At 64.1% G+C, this 23,307-nt stretch carries 14 protein-coding genes; all 14 read right to left on the bottom strand.

What is annotated here, in order from left to right:
• Nucleotides 1–2: 2 nt before the first annotated feature.
• The 14 genes from HWV67_RS00730 to HWV67_RS00665 all read right to left on the bottom strand — a co-directional run bounded on the left by HWV67_RS00730 (nucleotide 3) and on the right by HWV67_RS00665 (nucleotide 22,742).
• Nucleotides 3–1,226, bottom strand: a complete 1,224-nt coding sequence (locus HWV67_RS00730) for a methyl-accepting chemotaxis protein (RefSeq protein ID WP_444851801.1) — start codon at nucleotides 1,224–1,226, stop codon at nucleotides 3–5.
• A 1,218-nt stretch (nucleotides 1,227–2,444) separates the two neighbouring features.
• Nucleotides 2,445–2,849, bottom strand: a complete 405-nt coding sequence (locus tag HWV67_RS00725; protein WP_110972625.1) for a TraR/DksA family transcriptional regulator — start codon at nucleotides 2,847–2,849, stop codon at nucleotides 2,445–2,447.
• A gap of 254 nt (nucleotides 2,850–3,103) precedes the next feature.
• Nucleotides 3,104–4,771 (bottom strand): PAS domain-containing hybrid sensor histidine kinase/response regulator, encoded by a 1,668-nt coding sequence (locus HWV67_RS00720; protein ID WP_175649512.1) that lies wholly within the window; start codon nucleotides 4,769–4,771, stop codon nucleotides 3,104–3,106.
• Complete coding sequence (gene ercA / locus HWV67_RS00715; RefSeq protein ID WP_175649511.1) at nucleotides 4,755–5,918, bottom strand: alcohol dehydrogenase-like regulatory protein ErcA; 1,164 nt, start codon at nucleotides 5,916–5,918, stop codon at nucleotides 4,755–4,757. Before ercA ends, HWV67_RS00720 begins: the two co-directional genes overlap by 17 nt.
• Before the next feature lie 117 nt (nucleotides 5,919–6,035).
• Nucleotides 6,036–6,107, bottom strand: coding sequence for a pyrroloquinoline quinone precursor peptide PqqA (gene pqqA, locus HWV67_RS00710; protein ID WP_009394664.1), 72 nt, complete (start codon nucleotides 6,105–6,107; stop codon nucleotides 6,036–6,038).
• A 111-nt stretch (nucleotides 6,108–6,218) separates the two neighbouring features.
• Nucleotides 6,219–7,739, bottom strand: a complete 1,521-nt coding sequence (exaC, locus tag HWV67_RS00705; protein WP_175649510.1) for an acetaldehyde dehydrogenase ExaC — start codon at nucleotides 7,737–7,739, stop codon at nucleotides 6,219–6,221.
• Between the two features lie 168 nt (nucleotides 7,740–7,907).
• Complete coding sequence (locus HWV67_RS00700; protein WP_175649509.1) at nucleotides 7,908–10,790, bottom strand: hypothetical protein; 2,883 nt, start codon at nucleotides 10,788–10,790, stop codon at nucleotides 7,908–7,910.
• A complete protein-coding gene (locus tag HWV67_RS00695) occupies nucleotides 10,711–12,417 on the bottom strand; it encodes a hypothetical protein (RefSeq protein ID WP_175649508.1) in 1,707 nt (568 codons plus the stop codon). Before HWV67_RS00695 ends, HWV67_RS00700 begins: the two co-directional genes overlap by 80 nt.
• Nucleotides 12,418–12,522: 105 nt before the next feature.
• Complete coding sequence (locus HWV67_RS00690) at nucleotides 12,523–17,100, bottom strand: dermonecrotic toxin domain-containing protein (RefSeq protein WP_175649507.1); 4,578 nt, start codon at nucleotides 17,098–17,100, stop codon at nucleotides 12,523–12,525.
• Nucleotides 17,101–17,178: 78 nt separating this feature from the next.
• Entirely contained in the window at nucleotides 17,179–17,952 is a 774-nt protein-coding gene (locus HWV67_RS00685; RefSeq protein ID WP_110972630.1) for an enoyl-CoA hydratase, read from the bottom strand.
• A gap of 14 nt (nucleotides 17,953–17,966) precedes the next feature.
• Entirely contained in the window at nucleotides 17,967–19,094 is a 1,128-nt protein-coding gene (locus HWV67_RS00680; protein ID WP_175649506.1) for an acyl-CoA dehydrogenase, read from the bottom strand.
• A gap of 8 nt (nucleotides 19,095–19,102) precedes the next feature.
• A complete protein-coding gene (locus HWV67_RS00675; RefSeq protein ID WP_175649505.1) occupies nucleotides 19,103–20,296 on the bottom strand; it encodes an acetyl-CoA C-acyltransferase in 1,194 nt (397 codons plus the stop codon).
• Nucleotides 20,297–20,311: 15 nt separating this feature from the next.
• The gene (locus HWV67_RS00670) at nucleotides 20,312–21,079 is read right to left on the bottom strand and encodes an SDR family NAD(P)-dependent oxidoreductase (RefSeq protein WP_175649504.1); all 768 of its coding nucleotides are present in this window, start codon (nucleotides 21,077–21,079) and stop codon (nucleotides 20,312–20,314) included.
• Between the two features lie 10 nt (nucleotides 21,080–21,089).
• Entirely contained in the window at nucleotides 21,090–22,742 is a 1,653-nt protein-coding gene (locus HWV67_RS00665) for an AMP-binding protein (RefSeq protein WP_175649503.1), read from the bottom strand.
• Nucleotides 22,743–23,307: the final 565 nt, after the last annotated feature.

Raw genomic sequence — 23,307 nt, 5'->3', positions numbered from 1 at the left:
TGCTAGGGCATCTTCTCCGGCCGGTATCCCAGCCGCAATCCGCCCCAATGCCGGCCATCGACCTTGATCGGCACCGACAGGTCATGCATCAGCTCGCCGGTATCGCGGGTGTAGGTCTGCAACAACACCCGCTGTTGATGGCTGCCGCAGCGAATGCCCGTGCGGTCATCAAACTTGCGCTTGCTGCGGTTGTGCGCGGTGTCGGTGGCTTCATCGCCGGTCAGCGGCTGATTGAAAGCGTTGTTGTGGGTCGGCACATAGCCCTGCTGGGTGCAGGCGATGGCATAGACCAAACCTTCGTGCTCACGTAGCAACGGTTCCTGGATGCCTGGCAGCATCTGGTCAGTGTAATGGTCGAAGCGGGTGCGGAAACGCGCCGGACGGGTGCCGGGCAGCATCTGGTACTGGCGGTCGAACAGGTCGTCGTGGGTGATGCGGCCTTCGCGGATATCTGCCTCGAAGCGCTCGCCAATCTGCTGCGCGCCGCGCAGTGCGAGGTCGAACACCCGCTGGTGGTACTCGTCCAGACCCACCTCGGCCAGGCGCTCGCTGATGCTTTCGGCCTGCCCTTCCATCTGCACTGCGGCCTGGGCCAGGCGCTGGGTTTGCTGATCGCTGGCGGCCAGGTCGCTGCGCATCTGCTCGACGGCCTGGAACAGGCTGTCCAGCTGAGTGCGGGTCGATTCGGTGCCGCCGGCGATCTCGGTGATCTGATCTTCGACGCCCGCCGCCAGCCCGGCGATGGTGTCCAACTGCTCGCCGGTGTGCTCGACCTGACCGACGCCGTTGTGCAGGTCGTCGGAGAGCTGGCGAATCTGCTCCACCACCTGGGCGGTGCGTTGCTGGATCTCGGCGACCATCTGGCCGACTTCCTCGGTGGCCGTGGCAGTGCGGCCGGCGAGGCCGCGGACTTCGTCGGCGACCACGGCGAAACCGCGGCCATGCTCACCGGCACGGGCAGCTTCGATCGCGGCATTGAGCGCCAGCAGGTTGGTCTGGCTGGCGATGGCCTGGATCACCAAGGTGACGCGGGCGATGTCTTCGCTGCGCTGGTGCAGCGCCTCGATCAACTCACGGCTCTGGTTGGCCCGGGCGCTGAGTTGGTGCATCAACTGGATCGACTCGGCCAGCACGGTACGGCCGGCGGCGCTGCTCTCGTGAGCCTGTTGCGCGGCGACCAGCGCCTCGCGGCTGAGCTTGGAGGTGACTTTCTCGGTCCCGATCATGACTTCGGCACTGCTGACGATGCGCGCCGCCGAGGCCAATTGCGATTGCAGTTTCTCGGCCAGCTGCTTGACCGAATAGGCCACGCCAGCGGCGGACAGGGCGTTGTGGCTGGTGCTCTGGGCGAGGTCGCGGGTCAGGTCGGCAAGCGGATCGCTCACCGCGAACGGCGCCGGGCGCGGACGGCTGCGCAGGTGTGGCAGCCACAGGGCCAACAAGGCCAACGGCAGGCAGAACCAGAATGAAATACCGGCAAAGGCCATGGCCGCCAGCACCACCACCAATACCAGGCTTTGCAGCAACGTGCCGGACCAGCCGCGCGCAACCTTCGTTGACGGGTCTGGTTGTGCCAGGCTGGCTGGCAGAGATCCTTCTCGCATCATGACTCTGGCTCCGCTTGTTATTGTGGGGTCATTAAACGCCACTACAACGCCATTAGCCATGCTTCCTTGGGCGTAAGCCCACCCGGACTTGATGCAGGACAATTTACGGTCTTGGGCTTCTGAGTGTTGGCTTTGTGGGCTTATCCATTCGATGTGGGGAGGCTGCCGGCCCCTTCCGCCTTTACGGCGGCCGACTTTTGTCTTGGCAAAAGTAGGCAAAACCGCTCGCTCCCGCATCCGGCCCTACGCTGCGCTCCGGGTCCCCTCCCTCCGGTGCCTTCCGGGGCCACGCGGCCTACGACTCGCTTCGCGAGTCTACATCTCGCGTCTTCGGCTACGCCGAAGGTGCTGCGCACTGCCCCTACAGACACCTCCGCTCGGCCTCCTGAAGTCGCGAAGTTACGGGCGGCGTCTGTGATGACGGATCTTCGAAATCAGAATCTAACTAACAGGCGTACCCCAAGGCGCTCTTGATCTTCGTGCGCGAAAGTTCAGACGACACAAATTGCGACGTCAGGAGGCCGAGTGGAGGTGTCTGAAGGGGCAGGTGCGCAGCACCCTTCGGCGCAGCCGAAGACGCGAGATGTAGACTTGCGCAGCAAGTCGTAGGCCGCGTGGCCCCGCAAGACACCGGAGGGAGGGGACCCGAAGCGCAGCGTAGGGCCGGATGCAGGAGCGAGCGGTTTTCGTCTATTTTGCCAAGACAAAAGGACCCGCCGTAAAGGCGGAAGGGGCCGGCAGCCTCACCACATCCAATGGATAAGCTCGCAACACAGCCCCAAAAAAACAAAACCCCGGACACATGGCCCGGGGTTTCAACTAACAAAAACGCAGGAATCAGACCTGACGCTGATGCTTGTCCAGTTGCTCGTGACGCTCCTGCGCCTCGATGCAGTACTTGGTCGTAGGGCTGATCAACAGGCGCTTGAGGCCAATCGCCTCACCGCTGTCATCGCACCAGCCGAAGCTGTCGTCAGCGATACGGCCCAGGGCCATTTCCAGTTGTGGCAGCAGACGCTGATCACGCTCGATGGCGTTGACCAGCCAGTGGCGCTCTTCTTCGACCGAGGCGGCGTCGGCAGGATCGGCAGGCGAGTCCAGGCTTTCGATGGTTACACGGCTTTGCTCGATGCGCTCGTGGGTCTCGACCTTCATCGTCTGCAGCAGCTCGGTGAAGAACGCCTGTTGCTCGGCGTTCATGTAGTCATCGGCCGGCATGGCCAGCAACTTTTCCTTTGTCATTGATTTCTCTAATAAAAAATTACGTGCATTTAGACGAATCGGGTGCCGTGGTGGCCGTGCCACCGCAGCGGAATTCTTCAAGCACCAATTGGTACTCAATTTACAGGGGGCGGCAGTCTAAGGCCGAGCCTCGTGACGGGCAACAGAAATGACTGTGGTTTTGTCCGAAAAGCCCCTGCCCCGGACAACTCTGGCGCCGGGGGCAGCGTTTATAGCAAATAACCCGTCGCCGCGTGAAGCACGGCAGTGCCCGCTTATCCGAGCAATTGGCTTAAAACCGCACGCAACTTGCCGGGTTTCACCGGTTTATTGAGCAAAGGCGCGCCCAGCCGCTGCATCGCCCGACGGCTCTGATCACTGCGATCAGCGGTAATCATCACCGCCGGAATCGCCGTGCCGAAGTGTTTGCGCAGGTCACGAACGACTTCACATCCGGTTACACCATGATCGAGGTGGAAGTCTGCCAACACCAGCTCTGGCGCCCTGCCCTCCAGCACCTGCAAGGCCGCTTCGCGGTCGGTGGCGGTCAGCACTTCGCAGCCCCATTGGCCGAGCAACGCGGCCATGCTTTGCAGGATGCTGGTCTCGTTGTCCAGCACCAGCAGGCGCCGACCCGGCAGCGGATCGCCGAGGGCCGGCAGCGGCGCGCTGGGTGCGACCACCGGACGCGGGGCTTCGCTGGACAGCGGCACGTCGATGCTGAACACCGAACCGCGCCCCGGCCAGGAACGGACCCGCACCTGGCATTCGAGGATCCGCGCAATGCGGTCGACGATCGCCAGCCCCAGGCCGACGCCTTTGCGGTCGGCGGCGCGGCCGACATCCAGTTGATTGAATTCGAGGAAGATCGAGTCCAGGCGATCGGCGGCGATGCCGCGCCCGGTGTCCCAGACTTCAAGGCGCAGCACCTGCCCGCGCCGCCGCGCGCCAAGGAGGATGCGACCCTGCCCGGTGTAGCGGCAGGCATTGCTGACGAAGTTGCGCAGGATCCGCGTCAGCAGACGGATGTCGGTGCGGATCAACCAGCCGCCGCTACGCACCCGCAGGCTCAGCCCGGCAGCTTCCGCCGCTGGCTGGAACTCCGAAGCCAATGGCACCAGCAGTTCGTCCAGGTGGTAGAGGTCGAGGTCCGGTTTGATCGCCGCCTGGTCGAGGCGGGAAATGTCCAGCAGGTCGGTGAGCAGGTCTTCGGCGCCTTCCAGGGCCTGATGCGCGCGCTCCACCAGCAGTTGCTCGGCATCCGGCAAGCGGCGCTCGCGCAAGGTCGAGATCAGCAGCCGCGCGGCATTCAGCGGTTGCAGTAGGTCGTGGCTGGCGGCGGCGAGGTACTTGTCCTTGCTGCGGTTGGCGGCCTGGGCGGCGTCGCGGGCTTCCATCAACTGGTTGGTGCGCTCGGCGACGCGCTGTTCCAGTTCGTCGTTGAGCTGCTGCAAACGGGCATGGTGCTGCTTGCGCTCGGTGATGTCGGCGACGAAGCCTTCGACCACGCCCTCCTCGTCCGGCCGCAACAACAGGTTCATCAGCACGTCGATACTGCTGCCGTCCTTGCGCTGCAACTGGGTTTCGTAACCCAGCAGCGCCCGCTCGCGTTGCAACTCCTGGGCGATGGCCATCAGTTCTTCCTGGCCGCCGACGAACAGGTGCCCGGCGAGGTCGGTGCGCGCCAGCAGCAATTGCTGCGGGTCGGTGTAGCCGAGCATCCGCGCCATCGCCGGGTTGGCGGCGCGCAGGCCATCTTCGAGGCTGGCCTGGAAGATCCCGTGCACGGCGTGTTCGAACAGCCAGGTGTAGCGGTTGCGCTCGGTCTCCAGCTCGTCGAGGCGAGCGGCCAGTTCCGGGTAGTGACTCTTGCGAACGGTGTGGTTGCTCAGCCCCAGCAGCCCGGCGAGGGCCTCGTCGCGAGGGTCAGAGGGCCTCGCCATAGACCACCTCGACATCACGCTGGCTTGAGGTTCGGGGGTTGGTGAGGATGCACGGGTCGTCCATCGCATGCTGGGACAGGAACGGAATATCGCTGCCGTTGACCCCGTGCAAACCGAGGGTTTCATGGAAGCCCACGGCGTGCTTGAAGGCGATCAGGTGCTCGACCAGGCGCGTGCGCACCTGGTTGTGGTTGAGCCCACGGCAGTCGATGCCCAGGGTCTCGGCGATCAGCTTGAAACGGTCCGGCGCGGCGCTGTAGTTGAACGCCACCACGTGCTCCACCAGCACCGCGTTGCACAGCCCGTGCGGCAGGTCGAGGAAGCCGCCGAGGCTGTGGGACATGGCGTGCACCGCGCCGAGGATCGCGTTGGAGAACGCCAGCCCGGCCTGCATGCTGCCGAGCATGATCGACTCGCGCAGTTTGATGTCGCTGGGGGTAGCGATCATCTGCACCAGGTTGCCGTTGATCAGGCGCATGGCTTCCAGCGCATGGGTGTCGGTCAGCGGTCCGTGGCCGGTGGAAACGAAAGCTTCGATGGCGTGCACCAGCGCGTCGATGCCGGTACAGGCCGAGAGGAACGGGTCCATACTCAGGGTGGTTTCCGGGTCGATCAGCGACACGTCCGGCACCACCGCCTTGCTGACGATGGAGAACTTCATGCGTTCCTGCTGGTTGGAAATGATCACGAACTGCGAGACATCCGCAGAGGTGCCAGCGGTGGTCGGGATCAGGATCAGTGGCGGGCTCGGCACGCGGATGGTGTCGACCCCTTCGAATTCGAGAATGTGCCGGCCGTGGGCGACCACGATGCCGATGCCTTTGGCGCAGTCCATCGGGCTGCCGCCGCCGACGGCGACGATCACGTCGCACTGTTCGCTGCGGTAGCGCTCGGCGCCGTTCATCACTTCTTCGATACGCGGGTTGGGCGAGACGTCGCTGTAGAGGGTGTAGTCGATGCCCTGGCCCTGGAGGCTGGCTTCGATGTCGGCGACCCAGCCGGCTTTGATCACGCCAGGGTCGCTGACCAGCAGGACCTTGCGTGCACCGAAGGTGCGGGCGTAGTTGGCGACGTGGTGGCGGCAGCCGGCGCCAAAGATGATTTCGGGGGAGACGAACTTACGCAACTGGCTCAGGTTCGGGCTCATGCAACGCCTTCTTGTTCTTTTTGGGATTGCGCCAGCCTAAAGCAAAGATGGGGGAATGCAATGCGATCATCGGAGCAGCTGCGTCGGCCGCTGGAGTACCGGCCGACGCAAGAGGGATCAACGGTTGGCGAAGTACATGGTCACTTCGAAACCGATACGCAGATCAGTGAACGCTGGCTTTTTCCACATAGGTCCATCCTCTTCTGGCACCACGGGCTCGTGGTGCACTTAGTGATACACCGTTTCCGGTGCGTGTCGAATGCTACTTTGGAAGCGTTTTTGCCACAGCTATCCGGGCGATCAGAAGAAGCCCAGCGGGTTGATGTCGTAGCTGATCAGCAGGTTCTTGGTCTGCTGGTAGTGGTCGAGCATCATTTTGTGGGTCTCGCGACCGACACCGGATTTCTTGTAGCCACCGAACGCGGCGTGGGCCGGGTACAGGTGGTAGCAGTTGGTCCACACACGACCGGCCTTGATCCCGCGGCCCATGCGGTAGGCACGGTTGATGTCGCGGGTCCAGACGCCGGCACCGAGACCGAATTCGGTGTCGTTGGCGATCGCCAGGGCTTCAGCTTCGTCCTTGAAGGTGGTGACACCGACTACAGGGCCGAAGATCTCTTCCTGGAACACGCGCATGCCGTTGTGGCCCTTGAGCAGGGTCGGCTGGATGTAGTAACCGGTCGACAGATCACCGGCCAGTTGCTCGCTGGCACCGCCGGCGAGGATCTCGGCGCCTTCGTCGCGGGCGATCTGCAGGTAGGACAGGATCTTGTCATATTGCTGCTCGGACGCCTGGGCGCCGACCATGGTTTCGGTGTCCAGCGGGTCGCCGCGCTTGATCAGCTTGATCTTCTTCAGCACCTCTTCCATGAACTGCGGGTAGATGGACTCCTGGACCAGCGCACGGGACGGGCAGGTGCACACTTCGCCCTGGTTGAAGAACGCCAGCACCAGGCCTTCAGCGGCCTTCTCGATGAAGGACGGCTCGGCCTGCATGATGTCTTCGAAGAAGATGTTCGGCGACTTGCCGCCCAGCTCGACGGTGGACGGAATGATGTTCTCGGCGGCGCACTTCATGATGTGCGAACCGACCGGGGTGGAGCCGGTGAAGGCGATCTTGGCGATGCGCTTGCTGGTGGCCAGGGCTTCACCGGCTTCGCGGCCAAAGCCCTGGACGATGTTCAGCACGCCTGGCGGCAGCAGGTCGCCGACCAGTTCGATGAATACGGTGATGGACAGCGGGGTTTGCTCGGCGGGCTTGAGCACGATGCAGTTACCGGCGGCCAGGGCCGGGGCGAGTTTCCAGGCGGCCATCAGCAGCGGGAAGTTCCACGGGATGATCTGCCCGACCACGCCCAGCGGCTCGTGGAAGTGATAGGCGGCGGTGGTGTCGTTGATTTCCGCGGCGCTGCCTTCCTGGGCACGGATGCAGCCAGCGAAGTAGCGGAAGTGGTCGGCGGCCAGCGGCACGTCGGCGTTCAGGGTTTCGCGGATGGCCTTGCCGTTGTCCCAGGTCTCGGCCAGGGCCAGTACTTCCAGGTTCTGTTCGATGCGGTCGGCGATTTTCAGCAGGATGTTCGAGCGATCCTGCACCGAGGTGCGGCCCCAGGCATCGGCGGCGGCGTGGGCGGCGTCCAGGGCTTTTTCGATGTCCTGGGCGTTGGAGCGGGGGAATTCGGCGATCTGCTGGCCGTTGACCGGCGAGGTGTTGCTGAAGTACTGGCCACTCAGCGGCTGGACGAATTCACCGCCGATGTAGTTGCCGTAGCGCGGTTTGAACGTGACGATGGCATCGGGTGTGCCAGGAGCTGCGTAGATCATGGTGTAGGGCCTCTGCTGAGCGGCGCCTGTCGCTGATGACAGGCAGTGACTCGATCTTAGTCAGCCAGGCGGACATGACGAATCGGCCCTTGGCAGGGATCGGCTACTCATTTGGTACTACTGCACGGGCCGGAGCAGGCCGGTCGCCCGCCTGCTCCGGCTCGCCCGCTAAACCCCCAAAAACAGCTTTGCAGCCGCCGGCCTGTCGATCTGGCTGCGATAGATCTGGATCACCTTCTGGCTGCTTTGCTCCATCTTCAACCGGCACTGCCCGCTGTCGAAGCGCTGCTCGCGGGTTTTCAGATGGCCCACAAGAAAATCAGCCGGCAACGCTTCCAGGCTCGCGTAGTGGAAGTGCGCGTACCACAACGGCTCCCCGGCCTTGTTGCTGATCACGTATTCCTGCAGGTAATCCCGGTCCTGGCCTTTGCGCCGGGCCGTCGGTTCGCGGCCCTTGGGCCGGGTGATGGCGATCTCGTTCTGCGCCTTCAGGTACGCCACGCGGCTGATGGTCGGCGGCTGCGTCTTGATGATCGAGATGCGCAGTTGCCGGCCCTCCTCGCGCATCGCCGCAGCCTTGTCGTTCAAGGCCTTGGCCTGCAACGCCGGGTTGCGCCCGCCAGACGGGTTGTCCGCGCCGTTGTCGGCCGTCAGCAGGCTTTCGATCTGCTGCGCCAGTTGTTCCAGCGGATGCGCCTGGTTCACCAGGATTTCCTCCATCTCGATGGCGATGGTGGCGGTACGCGCCTGCACCCTGGCCTTCTGTATCTGTCGGTCAGACTCTGACAACAGGCGGTTACTGCGCTTGAGCAAGCTGGCGAGGCTCACCGTGGGTTGCGGGCGCTCCGGCGAGGTGGGCGGCGTCGGCGAGGGCTCGACCCTTTGCCAGATGCCCGGCTCGGCAGTTTCTTCAAAGCGCGCCAGTTCATTGTTTTCCAGTGGCTCGACCACCACCGTTTCCGTCTTTCCGGCCTTGGTCTTGCGCTGCCGCGCCACCACCAGACCGCGACTCCGGGTGTTGATCACGACCTGCTTGCGGTCGGCCGGCGCCGCATGCTCCTCACTGTCACCGGCCTGCGCCCGGATCAGCCCCGCCAGTTCTTCTTCGGCCTCCTGCCGAAGCAATTGCAGCGACTGGCCAAGCCCCGCGAGCCAGCGCTTTGACTGTTGTTCAACGAGGAGCCCGGCCACCGTGCGCATTTGTTCCTGTGCCATCGCGTAACTGCGCACGCTGCCGTCAAGCACCGCAATGTGCTCGCCTTCGGTAAACACACCTGCGTTGCTCAGCTCCAACTGCATCTGCAAGGCAAACCGTATCAGGTCGACCATCTCGTAGACCTCGCTGCCACTCTGTCGCTCCGCCCCGAGAATCAGCACGGCGGTAATGCTGAACTCGGCGGAGCGCCAGGACAGCAGCGAGGATTCAGCCCCCGGGACTCGACGATAATCGGCGACCAGCCCCGGCCCCATCGGCAGGACCTTGCCCAGTTGCAGGCAAAGCTCGCGGGTCTCGTCGAAGGTAGCAATCGCCTCGTCGATAATCGCCTTGGCCTTCTCGCACTCGGCCATCAGCGCCTCATAGCTCTGGTTCCGCGCTTCCATACTGCCTTGCGGGTCGGCAATCCGCCCCTGCAACACATGGGCAGCGGCCTTGCTCTCGATCAGTTGCGACTGCAGGACCTGAACCAGTTGCGCACGGTTGGTCACCCGCTCGAACAAGTAACGGGAATGCTCCTGATTGAAATTGTTCTGGCTCTCCAACTGGTTCAAGGCGACGTAGTTTTCATCGACCTGCTTCATCAATTGACTATGGACCCGCAGATGATCGCCATAGCGGCTGAGCAAGGGTGCGGGCGGCGGTTTCCTGCCGCCGATGTCATCCAGGTCCCGTTCAATCACCAGGCTCAATGCGAGGCGCTCGCTGAGGAATTCGACCTGCCGGTTCTGCAGTTCGGTAATCCGCTGGCGCTTGGCCGCGCGCATCTGTTCGATACGCCCCTTCAGCGGCATGCCGCCGCGCAGGCGCACGCCCGCGTCGATTTGCCAGTCCCCGGCAGCATCCCGGTCCAACCAGGGCCCCGGCTTGCCCGACGTATCAACCACCCGGACCTCATCACCGACCTGCACCTGGTACACCTGGTCTTCGAGACGTGCCCACCAGCGCTGGTCGTGGAAAAACAATCCTGCCCACGGCCCCTCGGTCACTGCCGCCCCAAGTTGCTCGGGCGTCAGGTGTGCCTGATAGTGCACCAGCGCGTCACGCTGGGCCTTGCTCAGGCGCTGGTCTGCAGTTGCCCAACTGAAGTCGAGTTGGGACAAGGCGACACCCGACGGTGAGCTGACCGGTTCTCGCACCAGTTGCGGAAACACCGGCGCCCCCGTATTGCCCTCCGGCATGCCCGACGGGAGCTCCAGGGCGCGGTGCGCATTGGGCAGAGTGATCAACAACAGGGAGAAGTTGAACAGGTGAATGGCAAGTTGGCTCTCTGGCGGCTGCTTCTGTCGCAGGTCGTTCTGCAGGTCGGCGAAGACTTGCAGCATCCAGGTCGACAGGGCCACAGAACCGTTGAGCAGCGGCAGCAAGGCGTTGAACATCAACCAGCCCAGTTCCTGATAACCGATCCAGCGGTTCTCGCTGTTGGACACCGACTGGGCTTCGGCGCGGCTGAGCAATTCTTGTGCGCACGAGCGGTAAAGCTGCTCCAGCACCTTGCCACTCAGCGCCTGCTCCCCGATGCGTGCCGGTTCCGGGGTTTCGAACACCGCAAACTCGGCGCCGGCGGTGTAACGCACGGTATGCGGCTGGGCGAACCCGCCTTTGGCGTAGATCGGCATGGCGCCGTCCTCCAGTTGCGCCAGCACGTCTTCCTGCAACGCCGGCTCCTCGGTCAACGCGCGGAAGAACGCTGCGCGGGTGGCGAACTCGCGAAGCGGCTGACGGTGCAACGGGCGGTACAGCACGCTGGGTCCGCTATGGATATCGAAGCGTTCGATCAGGTAGGTGTTGAGCGCGATATCCGGCGTGGCGCCCTGCTGGCGGATAAAAGACAACGGCCGCAGACGTGAGGCCGTCCTGCCCGCGCAGCTTTTTCTCCAGCGCCAGCAACGGCAGTTGCAGGCGAACCTGCTCGATGAATAACGCCTGACGCCGCGCCAACGCCTCCGGCTCATCAAACAGCGCACGTCGCAGCAGTTCGGGATAGGCCTTGCCCAGATCCAGCCGGGTCACCAGCGCTTTCGCGTAGTCCAGGGTCAGCCAATCCGGCGCTGCGCGGCCATCGCGCAGGTGCACGGTTACCGTTCCGGCACGCAGGGCCGTCAGGTTCTCCAGAGCAAATTGCGCCAGGCTGAAGCGCACGGTCTCGCGCCCGCCGGTGGCGACAAAATCCCCCCCGATGGCGACACCGCTGGCGATCACCCGCTGATTGACCACCTCGACGGCTTCGACGTCGAGATCGGTCGCCTGCGGATGATCGACCAGGATCGCCGCCCGCACCTGATCCCGGGCGTACTCGAGGATCGACGGGACAGCGTCGAGAAACGACTGGCCGCCATTGCTGCGTTGCAGGAAAGCCAGTTCAAGCAGGGCCTCACCATAGGCTCTGCGCTCCTCGACACTCGCCGCCTTCAACCAGGCCGGCAGCAGGCTGAAATACAGTTGCCAGCTCTGTTGCTGGCTGTGTTCGCAGATTTGCAGCAGCGAGGTGGCTTCATCCAGGCGACGGGTCAGGTCAGCGACCGGGTCTTCGTCCGCTGCCGTAATCGACGCGGCGATCGTATCGATCAGCATCAGTTGCTGTTCGAGCAGCAACCGCGCCTGGCTGCGAAAGACCGATTCGCTGGAGGTGAACAGGTGCAGGTTGAACGGCGCCACGCCCCAGCGCCCGCCGCCATAGGCCAGCATGCGCGCCAGTGCCTGACGCGACGCGAAGCGATACCAGCGGCCGGACAAGGTATAGAGCAGCACCAGCGTGCGTTTTTTCTCGGGTATGAAACGCTCTACCAACAGCGCGCTGGCAAGGTCGGCATCCAGCCATTGCTGGGGATTGACGTCCAGGCTCAATAGCCAGGCATGGGTGTTGTCGAGGTTCTCGAACTCGGCCCGCTGACTGGCCTCCGGGCGCAGCGCCAGCATCAATGCGGTAGCTGCTTCCAGCGAGTCGAGCGCACCGCTGCTGCGTTCGAGTTCGACAACTCTCCTGCACTGCTCCTGCTGGTAACCCGCCAGCCAGTTCCACGGGCTGGGCTGCCCTCCGCGACCCCGCACCCAGTAGGCGACGATCTGGCGCTTGTATTCCTCCAGCAAGAACGGCCCGCACTCGTTGAGCAGGGTCGCCACGCTCTGCACATCCGTCGCAATCGCCTGAGGAAACTCCGCGCCGTGCTGGAGGCTGAGGAAATCCTGGCCACTGACCAGCCTGAGGGCGTCTGGCCGGCAACAGCGCTCGATCAGCACATCGGCCAGTGGATCAGCGCGGTAACCATCGTTGTCGAGCCAGCGGTAGAGCCTCAGTTGCGCAGGGTCCGGGCCAGCAATCCGGCGCTGCTGCCACTGTTGTTCGATGATCTGGAGTGCCACCTCGCGAAAGGAGGGGCGCCAGGCGAAGTAGCGGGCAATCGGGCCGCAAAGCGTTGCGTTCAGGGCCAGTTGCCCGTAGGGCGAAAGGGTCGAGGTCATGCTCAGGCGTCCTTGTTCCGGATGAAAGCCGCATTTCAACCCCGACCCCGCCCTCCCTGGCGGTACATCTTGCTTAAGCCCTCTGCGGTGCAGTTCTGCCGGGCACTAGAGATTCAGGAACAACTCGGCGGCGGCGGTCTTGTCGATCATGCCGCGGTAGATCTGTATGACCTTGCGGCTGTTTTTCTCCAGCTTCACCCGGTACTGCCCTCTGTCGAAGCGCTGCTCGCGGGTTTTCAGATGGCCGACGATGAAGTCGGCGGGCGCCGCGTCCAGGCTGGCGTAGTGGAAGTGGGCGTACCACAACGGCTGCCCCGCCAGGTCGCTGATTACATATTCCTGCAAATAGTCCCGATCCTGACCTTTGCGCCCTGCGGTGGGTTCACGGCCCTTGGGCCGGGTGATTCTGATCTCGTTCTGCGACTTCATGTACGCAACGCGAGCGACCGTCGGCGGCTGTGTCTTGATGATCGAAATACGCAGTAGCCGACCTTCTTCGCGCATCGCCGCCGCCTTCTTGTACAAGGCGTTGGACTGCAGTACCGCGTCATGCCTGCCCGCCTGATCGTCCACCGCGTTGGAAACGGTCAGGGCGCTTTCGATCTGCCGGGCCAGTTGCTCCAGCGGGTGCGCCTGGTTGATCAGGATTTCCTCCATTTCTACGGCAATAGTGGCGGTACGTGCCTGCATCCGGGCCTTCTGCATTTTTCGGTCAGCCTCTGACAGCACCTTGGCGCTGCGTTTGAGCAAGCTGGCGAGGACGCCTTTCTGCTGCGGGCTTTCTGGTGAGTTGCGCGGCGGCGTGCCGGAGTCGATGATTTTCCATACCCCCGGCTCAGCGGTTTCTTCAAAGCGGGCCAGTTCAGCGTTTACCAGCGGCTCGTGCACCACCGCTTCCGCTTTGCCGGCCTTGGTCTTGCGCTTGCGCGCCACCACCACACCCCGGCTGCGGGTCTTGATCACCACCAACTGACGATCAGCCGGTGGCACAGCCTCCTCGCTGTTCCCCGCCTGCGCACGAATCAGCGCCGCCAGCTCTTCTTCAACCCCCTGCTCAAGCGAACGCAAGGAATCGACAATACCCACGAGCCAGCGTCTGGCCTGCTCGCTGGCAAAATCACCGCCCAGAGGCTCCATGCTCTCCCGCGCCATCACGTAGTTGCGCGTGCAGCTATCAAGGACCGCGATCCGTTCCTTGGCAGTAAACACAGTTTCGCTTTCCAGTTCGTGCTGCATCTGCAGGGCGAGCCGTACCCGTTTGATCGACTCGAAGAGCTCAAGGTCATTGCGCCTTTCCGTGCCGATAATCAACGCGGCGGTGATGCTGAACTCGCTGGCCTTCCAGGCCCAGAGCGAGGACTCGGTACCCCTGAGCCGTTGATAGCCGGCGACCCACTCCGGTCCCATTGGCAGGATCTTGCCCAGTTGCAGGCAAATCTGACGAGTCTCGCCGAACGTGAAAATCGCCTCGCCGACGATCGCCTTGGCTTTCTCGCACTCCGCCATCAGCGCGTCATAGTGCTGGTCGCGCAGCGCCACACTGGCATGGGCGTCGGCACTGCGCACCTGCAAGACACGGGAAACGTCCATGCTGTCGACCAGTTGCCGGCGCAACACCTGGACCAGTTGCGCAAGGCTGGTCACCCGCTCAAACAAGTAACGGCCATGCTCCTGGTTGAAATCGACCTGGGCCTCCAATGCGTTCAATTCGACGTAGCTTTCATCGAGCCGCCTCATCAATTCACCGTGGGTGCGCAGATGATCGCCATAGGCCCTGAGTGACTGCGCAGAGGGCGGATTACTGTCTCCGACAAGCTTCGCGTCATGTTCGATGGTCAGGTTCAATGCCAGACGCTCGCTCAGCAGCTCGACATGCCGGTCCTCAAGCCCGGGAATGCGCTGCCGATTGGCGGCGCGCATCTGCTCGATGCGTTGATTGAGCGGCATGCCGCCGCGCAGCCGCACACGCGCATCAATGCGCCAGTCCCCGACGGCATCCCGGTACAACCACGGGCCCGGCCGGCCCAACGCGTCAATCACCTGGACCTCATCGCTGTTGACCTGCACCTCATACACCTGGCCCTCAAGACGTATCCACCAGCGTGCGTCGTAGTAAAACAACCCCGTCCAGGGGCCTTCAGATACTGCCGTTCCCAGTTGGCCGGGCGTCAGACCGACCTGGAAATGCACCAGAGACTCTTGCTGGGCATTGCTCAGCCGCTGGGTTGCGTTCGCCCAACTGAAGTCGAGCTGGGACAACGCGACACCCGACGGGGGACTGGTTGGCTCATGCTCCAGTTGCGCGATGACCGGCAACACCACATCGGCCACCGGAATACCGGAAGCCGGCGCCAGAACGCTGTGCCCTTGCGGAAGGCTGATCAACAGCGAAGCGAAATTGAACAGATGCAGAACCCGTTGCGCCTCCTGCGACTGGGGTTGTCGCAGGTCATTCTGCAGGTCGGCAAACACTTGCAGCATCCAGGTGGAGACGGCAACAGGGCCGTTGAGCAGCGGCAGCAAGGTGTTCAACATCAGCCAGCCCAGTTCCTCGTAGCCAATCCAGCGGTTCTCGCTATTGGACACCGACTGCGCTTCGGCGCGGCTGAGCAACTCTTGTGCGCAAGCACCGTAAAGGGACTCCAGCACCTCGCCGCTTAACGCCTCCCGCCCAATCTCGGCAGGTGGCGGCTGCTCGAATACGCCAAACTCGGCGCCAGCGGTGTAGCGCACGATGTGCGGCTGCTGGAACCCGCCGTTGGCGTAGATCACGCTGGCGTGCTCGTTCAGACGCGCCAGCAGGTCTTCCTGCAACTCGGGCTCCTCGCACACCGCGTGGAAAAACGCTTCACGGGTGGCGAACTCGCGCAGCGGCTGACGGTGCAGCGGACGGTACAGCACAGTGGGCCCGCTACGGATATCGAAGCGCTCGATCAAATAGGCGTTGAGCGCGATATCCGCGAGAGCGCCCTTGCGCCGGATAAACGACAAGGGCCGCAAACGCGCCACATCAGGCTCGCCGCGAACCGGGCGGAATACCCCGTTGATCAGGCGCACGCCCGCAGCCGTGAGCCCGTCCTGCCCGCGCAATTTCTTCTCCAGCGCCAACAGCGGCAATTGCAGACGAACCTGATCGATGAACAACGCCTGACGCCGCGACAGCGCTTGCGGGTCATCCATCAGTTCACGACGCAGCAGGTCGGGATAAGCCTTGCCCAGGTCCAGCCGGGTCACCAGCGCTTTCGCGTAGTCCAGGGTCAGCCAGCCCGGCACCGCGCTGCCATCGCGCATGCTCAGGGTCACCGTTCCGGCGCGCAGTGCCGACAGGTTCTCCAGCGCGAACTGCGGCAAGGTCAATCGCACGGTTTCCAGTTCGCCGCTGGCGACAAAATCTCCACCGACGGCGATGCCGCTGGCGATCACCCGCCGATTGACCACCTCGACCGCCTCGACGTCGAGTGCGGTCGCCTGCGGATGATCGAGCAGAAGCGCCGCCCGCACCTGATCCCTGGCGTACTCCAGGATCGGCGGGATGGCGTAAAGAAACGATTGGCCGCCACTGCTTTGTTGCAAGAGGGTCAGCTCTAGCAGGCCATCGCCATAGGTTTTCTGATCCTCGACACTGCCACCCTTCAACCAGGCCGGGAGCACGCTGAAATACAGGAGCCAGCTCTGGTACTGGCTGTGCTCGCAGATCTGCAGCAGCGAGGTGGCTTCATCCAGGCGACGGACCAGCACCCTGACCGGATCTTCCTCGGCGTCGGCAATCGAATTGGCGATGGTATCGATCAGCGTCAGTTGCTGTTCGAGCAGCAGCCGCACCTGGCTCAGGAACACCGATTCGCGGGTGGTGTACAAGTGCAGGCTGAACGGCACAAAACCGCCGCGCTCGCCGCCATACGCCAGCATGCGCGCCAATGCCTGGCGCGACTCGAAGCGATACCAGCGGCCTGACAAGGTGTAGAGCATCAACAGCGTGCGTTTCTGCTCGGGTATCACACGCTCGACCAACAGCGCACTGGCGAGGTCGGCATCCAGCCAGCGCCGGGGATTGACGTCCAGACTCAACAGCCAGACCTGGGTGTTATTGAGGTTATCGAAGCCAACACGTTGGCTGGGCTCCGGATACAGGGCCAGCAGCATCGCGGTAGCCGCTTCCTGCGGGTCGAGCACACCGTTGTTGCGCTCGAAGCCGACTGCGGTTTTGCACTGTTCCTGCAGGTAGCTCGCCAGCCAGTTCCACGGGCTCGGCTCCCCTTCTACGCCCCGCACCCAGTAGGCCACCAACTGACGTTTGTATTCCTCCAGCAGGAACGGCCCGCACTCGTTGAGCAGCACCTGCACCGCCTGCAAGTCTGTTCGGGTCGCTTGGGGAAACTCGGCGCCGGGGTAGCGGCTGAGAAAATCCTGGCCCTCGACAAGCCAGATGGGCTCGGCCTTGTAGAAGCGCTCGATCAGCGCATCGGCCAGGGTATCGACGTAGTAACCGTAGCCTTCCACCCAGCGATAGAGCCTGAGCAGCGCAGGGCCCGGCCCGGCAATCCGGCGCTGGCGCCATTGTTGCTCGACGATCTGGTTGGCCACCGCGCGAAAGGAAGGACGCGAGGCGAAGCGTCGGGCAATCGGGCCGCAGAGCGTTGCGTTAAGGGCCAGTTGCCCGTAGGGCGACAGGGTCGGGGTCATGCTCGAGCTTCCTTGTGCTGATTGGAAGCGGCATTTCAACCCCGGCCCTGAGGGCCCTGGCGGTATATCTTGCTGGGATCAGCGATCCTTGAACTGCGCCTCGCGCTTGGCGATGAACGCCGCCATGCCTTCCTTTTGGTCTTCGGTGGCGAAGGCCGCGTGGAACACCCGACGCTCGAAGCGCACGCCTTCGGACAGGGTCACTTCGAAGGCGCGGTTGACCGATTCCTTGACCATCATCGAAATCGGGATCGACTTGCTGGCGATCACCGCCGCCACTTTCAGCGCTTCATCGAGCAGTTCGGCCTGCGGCACGATGCGCGCCACCACGCCGGCGCGCTCGGCTTCCTCGGCGCCCATCAGGCGGCCGGTCAGGCACAGTTCCATGGCCTTGGCCTTGCCCACCGCGCGGGTCAGGCGCTGGGTGCCGCCCATGCCCGGCAGCACGCCGAGGTTGATTTCCGGCTGGCCGAACTTGGCGTTGTCGGCGGCGAGGATGAAGTCGCACATCAGCGCCAGTTCACAGCCGCCACCAAGGGCGAAGCCGGACACCGCGGCGATGATCGGCTTGCGCCGGTTGGCGACGCGGTCGCAGTCGCTGAACAGGTCATCGACGTAGATCTGCGGGTACGTCAGCTCGGCCATTTCCTTGATGTCGGCGCCGGCGGCGAACGCCTTGGCCGAGCCGGTGAGAACGATGCAACCGATGTTGGCGTCGGCTTCGAGGCTGTCCAGCGCCTGGTTCAGCTCGCCGATGATCTGGCGGTTCAGGGCGTTGAGCGCCTGGGGCCGGTTGAGCGTGATCAGACCGACCTTGCCACGGATTTCCAACAGAATGGTTTCGAACGTCATGCAAGCTGCTCCCTTCAAAGATTGCGCGCAATGACCATGCGCTGAATGTCGCTGGTGCCTTCGTAGATCTGGCAGACCCGTACGTCGCGGTAGATCCGCTCCAGCGGGAAGTCGCTCAGATAGCCATAACCGCCCAGGGTCTGCAAGGCATCCGAACAGACCTTTTCGGCCATTTCCGAGGCGAAAAGCTTGGCCATCGAGGCTTCCACCAGCGCCGCCCGCCCGGCGTCACGCAGGGCCGCGGCATGATGCACCATCTGCCGGGCCACGGCGATGCGCGTGGCCATGTCGGCAAGGCGGAACGCCACGGCCTGATGCTCGATCAGCGGCTTGCCGAAGCTCTCGCGCTCGCGGGCGTAGTCACGGGCCACTTCGAACGCGGCGCGGGCCATGCCCACCGATTGCGCGGCGATACCGATGCGGCCGCCTTCGAGGTTGGCCAAGGCGATCTTGTAGCCCTCGCCCTCCTCGCCCAGGCGGTTGGCCACCGGCACGCGCACGTCGTCGAAGACGATCTGGCAGGTATCGGAGGCGTGCTGGCCGAGTTTGTCCTCGACCCGTGCCACCTGATAACCGGGGCTGTCGGTGGGCACGATAAAGGCGCTGATACCGCGCTTGCCCGCCGCAGGATCAGTCACGGCAAACACGATCACCAGCCCGGCATTGCGGCCGGAGGTGATGAACTGCTTGCAGCCGTTGATCACGTAGTGATCGCCGTCGCGGCGGGCGCGGGTCTTCAGGCTGCTGGCGTCGGAGCCGGCTTGCGGCTCGGTCAGGGCGAAGGCGCCGAGCATGGCGCCGCTGGCCAGCGGAACCAGGAACTGCTGCTTCTGCGCCTCGTTGCCGAACTTGAGGATCGGCACGCAACCCACCGAGTTATGCACGCTCATGATGGTGGAGCAGGCGCCGTCGCCGGCGGCGACTTCTTCCAGGGCCATGGCGTACGCCAGATAGCCAGTGTCGCAACCGCCCCACTGCTCCGGCACCAGCATGCCGAAGAAGCCCATGTCGGCCATTTCCGCCATCGCCTCTTTCGGGAAGCGGTGCTCGCGGCTCCACGCCTCGGCGAACGGCCGCAGGCGTTCCTGGGCGAACTGCCGCGCTGCGTCGGCGATCTGTTGTTGCTCGTCGTTAACCAGCATGGTGCACCTCAGTTCAGGATCTCGACGGCCATGGCCGTGGCTTCGCCGCCGCCAATGCAGATTGCCGCAACGCCACGGCGCAGGCCTTTCTGGCGCAGGGCCGACAGCAGCGTGACCAGAATGCGCGCGCCGGACGCACCAATCGGATGGCCCAAGGCGCAAGCGCCGCCGTGGATGTTGACCTTGTCGTGGGACAGGTCCAGCGACTGCATCGCCGCCAGGGTGACCACGGCAAAGGCTTCGTTGATCTCGAACAGATCGACTTCGGCCAGGCTCCAGCCGGTACGCTGCATGAGTTTTTCGATGGCGCCGATCGGTGCGGTGGGGAACAGCGCCGGCGCGTCGGCGAACGCCGAGTGGCCATGGATCACCGCCAGTGACTTGAGCCCCAGGCGGTCGGCGCGAGAGCGGCGCATCAGCACCAGCGCCGCGGCGCCGTCGGAAATCGAACTGGAGTTGGCCGCAGTCACCGTGCCGCCGTCGCGGAAGGCCGGCTTGAGTTGCGGGATCTTGTCCAGGCGAGCCTTCGGCGGTTGCTCGTCATCGCTGATCAGCACCTTCTCCTTGCCCACGGTGACTTCCACCGGAACGATCTCGGCGGCGAAGCTGCCGTCCTTGATCGCCTGCTGCGCGCGGGTCAGCGAGGCAATGGCGAAATCGTCCTGGGCCTGGCGGCTGAAGCCATTGGCCTCGGCGCAGTCTTCGGCGAAGGTGCCCATCAGGCGGCCTTTGTCGTAGGCGTCTTCAAGGCCGTCGAAGAACATGTGGTCGATGATCTTGCCGTGGCCCATGCGGTAACCGCTGCGGGCCTTGTCCAGCAGGTACGGGGCGTTGGACATGCTTTCCATGCCACCGGCCACCACCACCTCGGCGCTGCCGGCCAGCAGCAGGTCATGGGCCATGATCGCGGCTTGCATGCCGGAACCGCACATCTTGTTCAGGGTGGTGCAGGTGGTGCCTTTGTCCAGGCCGGCACCCAGTGCCGCCTGGCGGGCCGGCGCCTGGCCGAGGCCGGCGGGCAGCACACAACCGAACAGCACTTGCTCGACGCTGTCGGCGGCAATGCCGGCGCGCTCCACCGCACCGCGAATGGCGGCGGCGCCCAGTTGCGGCGCGGTCAGGCTCTTGAGGTCGCCCTGCAGGCCACCCATGGGGGTGCGCACGGCGCTGACGATTACGATCGGGTCATTGGCGAGGGTCATGGTCTTCTCCTGCGATTACTTGGCAGCCATGCGCAAGGCGCCGTCGAGACGGATCACCTCGCCATTGAGCATGCTGTTTTCAATGATGTGGCGAGCCAGCGCGGCATATTCCACCGGGCGGCCCAGGCGTGGCGGGAACGGCACCCCGGCGGCCAGCGAATCACGTACTTCCTGGGTCATGCCGGCCATCATCGGGGTTTCGAAAATACCGGGGGCGATGGTCATCACGCGGATGCCGAAGCGCGCCAGTTCGCGGGCGGTGGGCAGGGTCAGGCTGGCGATGGCGCCCTTGGAGGCGGCATAGGCGGCCTGGCCGATCTGGCCGTCATAGGCGGCGATGGAGGCGGTATTGATGATCACCCCGCGTTCGCCATCGGCATCGGCCTCGCCTTCGGCCATGGCCGCGGCCACCAGGCGCAGCATGTTGAAGCTGCCGATCAGGTTGACGTTGATCACCCGGCTGAAGCTGTCCAGGCCGTGCGGGCCATGTCTGCCGAGGACTTTCTCGGCGCCGACGATACCGGCGCAGTTGACCAGCCCGTGCAGGCTGCCAAACGCTTCTACTGCGGCATCCACCGCAGCCTGGGCGGCGGCTTCCTGGCTGATGTCGGCGACGGCATGGCGGGCGTTCTCGCCCAGCGCTTGCGCCTTGGCGGCGACAGCCTCGGCATTGAGGTCCACCAGCATCACCCGGGCGCCGGCCTGGATTAGCATTTCTGCAGTGGCGGCGCCGAGGCCCGAGGCCGCGCCGCTGACGATGAAGTTCTTGTTGGCTATTTGCATGGTGCTGTCCTCAGGCGCTGGCCTTGTGGGCTTGCGCTGCTTGTTGAAGGGCGATTTCCTGATTGCGCAGGATGAAACGCTGCAGCTTGCCGCTCGGGGTCTTGGGCAGCTCGCTGACGAATTCGATTTCACGGGGATAGGCGTGGGCGTACAGGCGCTGGCGCACGTGCTGGCGCAGGGTCTCGGCCAGCTCGTCGTTGGCCGCGTGGCCATTGCCAAGCACGACGAAGGCCTTGATCAGCTCGGTGCGTTCCGGGTCGGGCTTGCCGATCACCGCCGCCTCGATCACCGCCGGGTGCTCGATCAGCGCGCTCTCCACATCGAACGGGCCGACGCGGTAGCCGGAGGTGGTGATCACGTCGTCGCTGCGTCCGACAAAGCTGATGCTGCCGTCCGGGTTCAGCTCGACGGTGTCGCCGCTGAGGTAGTACTTGCCGACGAAGGCTTTGGTCGGCAGACCGTGGTAACCGCCGAACCAGCACAACGGCGACTGCTCGCGGTCGACGGCGAGGATGCCCGGCTGTCCGGCCGGCAGTTCCTGGTGTTGCTCATCGAGCACGACGATGCGGTGACCGGGAATCGCGTAGCCGGCGGAGCCCAGGTGGACCGGGTGCTCCAGGCCGTGATGGTTGCACAGCACCATGCCCAGTTCGGTCTGGCCGTAGTGGTCGTGGATGGTCACGTCCAGTTGGTCGCGGAACCAGCGGATCACTTCCGGGTTGAGCGGCTCGCCGGCGCTGCTCACCACCCGCAGGCGGCCTTTGATCGGCGCGGAAAACCCGTCGCCGGCAGCGATCAGCATGCGGTAGGCGGTTGGCGAGCCGGCCAGATTGGTGATGGCGTATTTGTCGATGACCCGGCAGGTGCTTTCGACGCTGAACGGACCGTCGAAAAAGGTCGTCGCGTGGCCCAGGGACAACGGCCCGGTGACCGCGTAGTAAAGACCGTAGGCCCAGCCCGGATCGGCCAGGTTCCAGAAATTGTCGTCGGGACGCAGGTCGATGGCGTCACGCATATAGCCCTGGAAGGCGACGATGGCGCGCAACGGGACTTCCAGCGGTTTGGCCGGGCCGGTGGTGCCGGAGGTGAACATCAGCAGGAACGGCGCCTCGCCCGACAGCAGCACCGGCTCGCAGTGCGGGTCGGCGGCATCGATTTCAGTCTGGAAATCCAGATCGCCACGGCTGGCGTCCGCCTTGACGCAGATGATCGTCGGGCAGTCTTCGACATCGTCGAGCTTGCCGCGGTTGTTCGGGTCAGTGACCACTACCTTGGCACCCGAGGTGTGCAGCCGGTGCTCGATGGCTTTCGGCCCGAACGCGGTGAACAGTGGTTGATAGACCGCGCCAAGACGCCAGGTGGCCAGGACCGTCACCAGCAACTCGACGGTGCGCGGCAGCAGGCCGGCGACCCGGTCACCGGGGGCGACGCCCTGGGCCTTGAGCACATTGGCAAAGCGCGCGGCGCGGGCCTGCAGGTCGCTGAAACGGTAGCTGGCGCCTTGCCCGTCGCGGCCTTCCCAGTGCAGGGCTATACCGTCGCCTGCGGCATGTCGGTCACAGCATTCGACACAGGCGTTGAGCGCCTCGAGACTGCCGGCCAGCGCCGCACGGGACGCTTGCGGGTAATTGAAGGTACGTGCCGCCGCGCTGTAATCACGCATCGCCGAACTCCTCGTTTTTTATTGTTGGAATAACGAAAGGTCCGCAGATAGTCGCGCCGGGGGCGCGCTGGGGCAATGGTCAAAGCTGTCAATCTGGATGACTGGTTTGGCCATGGGTGGCATGGGTATCTACACATCTTTCGGGGATGTGGTGGCTGGAGGGCGTTTGTCGAAAGACCGAGTAATGGCCAACAGGCGCATGCCGGGAGTTTTCTAGCGCTCTCAAGATCGAGCGCCGCCCGCGCGGCGCATCGCGAGCAAGCTCGCTCCTACACTTGTTGCAACGTGCCATGGCCTGACGGAGAGGTGTTGCCCGCCCTTGGCGTTTGGCGATGAATCGCGGGGAGGCTGTTGAGGCCGACTCGATACCGCGTCATACCATCAAGGCGGTCACCGATGGCCTGACTGGCACAGGTACGTTGCAACCACTGTAGGAGCGAGCTCGCTCGCGATGCGCCGCGCGGGCGGCGCTCGATCGTGAGAGCGCCGAAAAACCATTGGCTAGCGCCTGATCGCCGCTACCCGGTCTCATGACTGGCGCCTCTCGGCCTTCCAGCCGTGAGAG

It is taken from the genome of Pseudomonas sp. Marseille-P9899 (assembly GCF_903166565.1).
Lineage (GTDB): Bacteria > Pseudomonadota > Gammaproteobacteria > Pseudomonadales > Pseudomonadaceae > Aquipseudomonas > Aquipseudomonas huaxiensis.
Note: the sequence above shows the minus strand (reverse complement) of the source record. Positions and strands in the feature narration are given on the sequence as shown.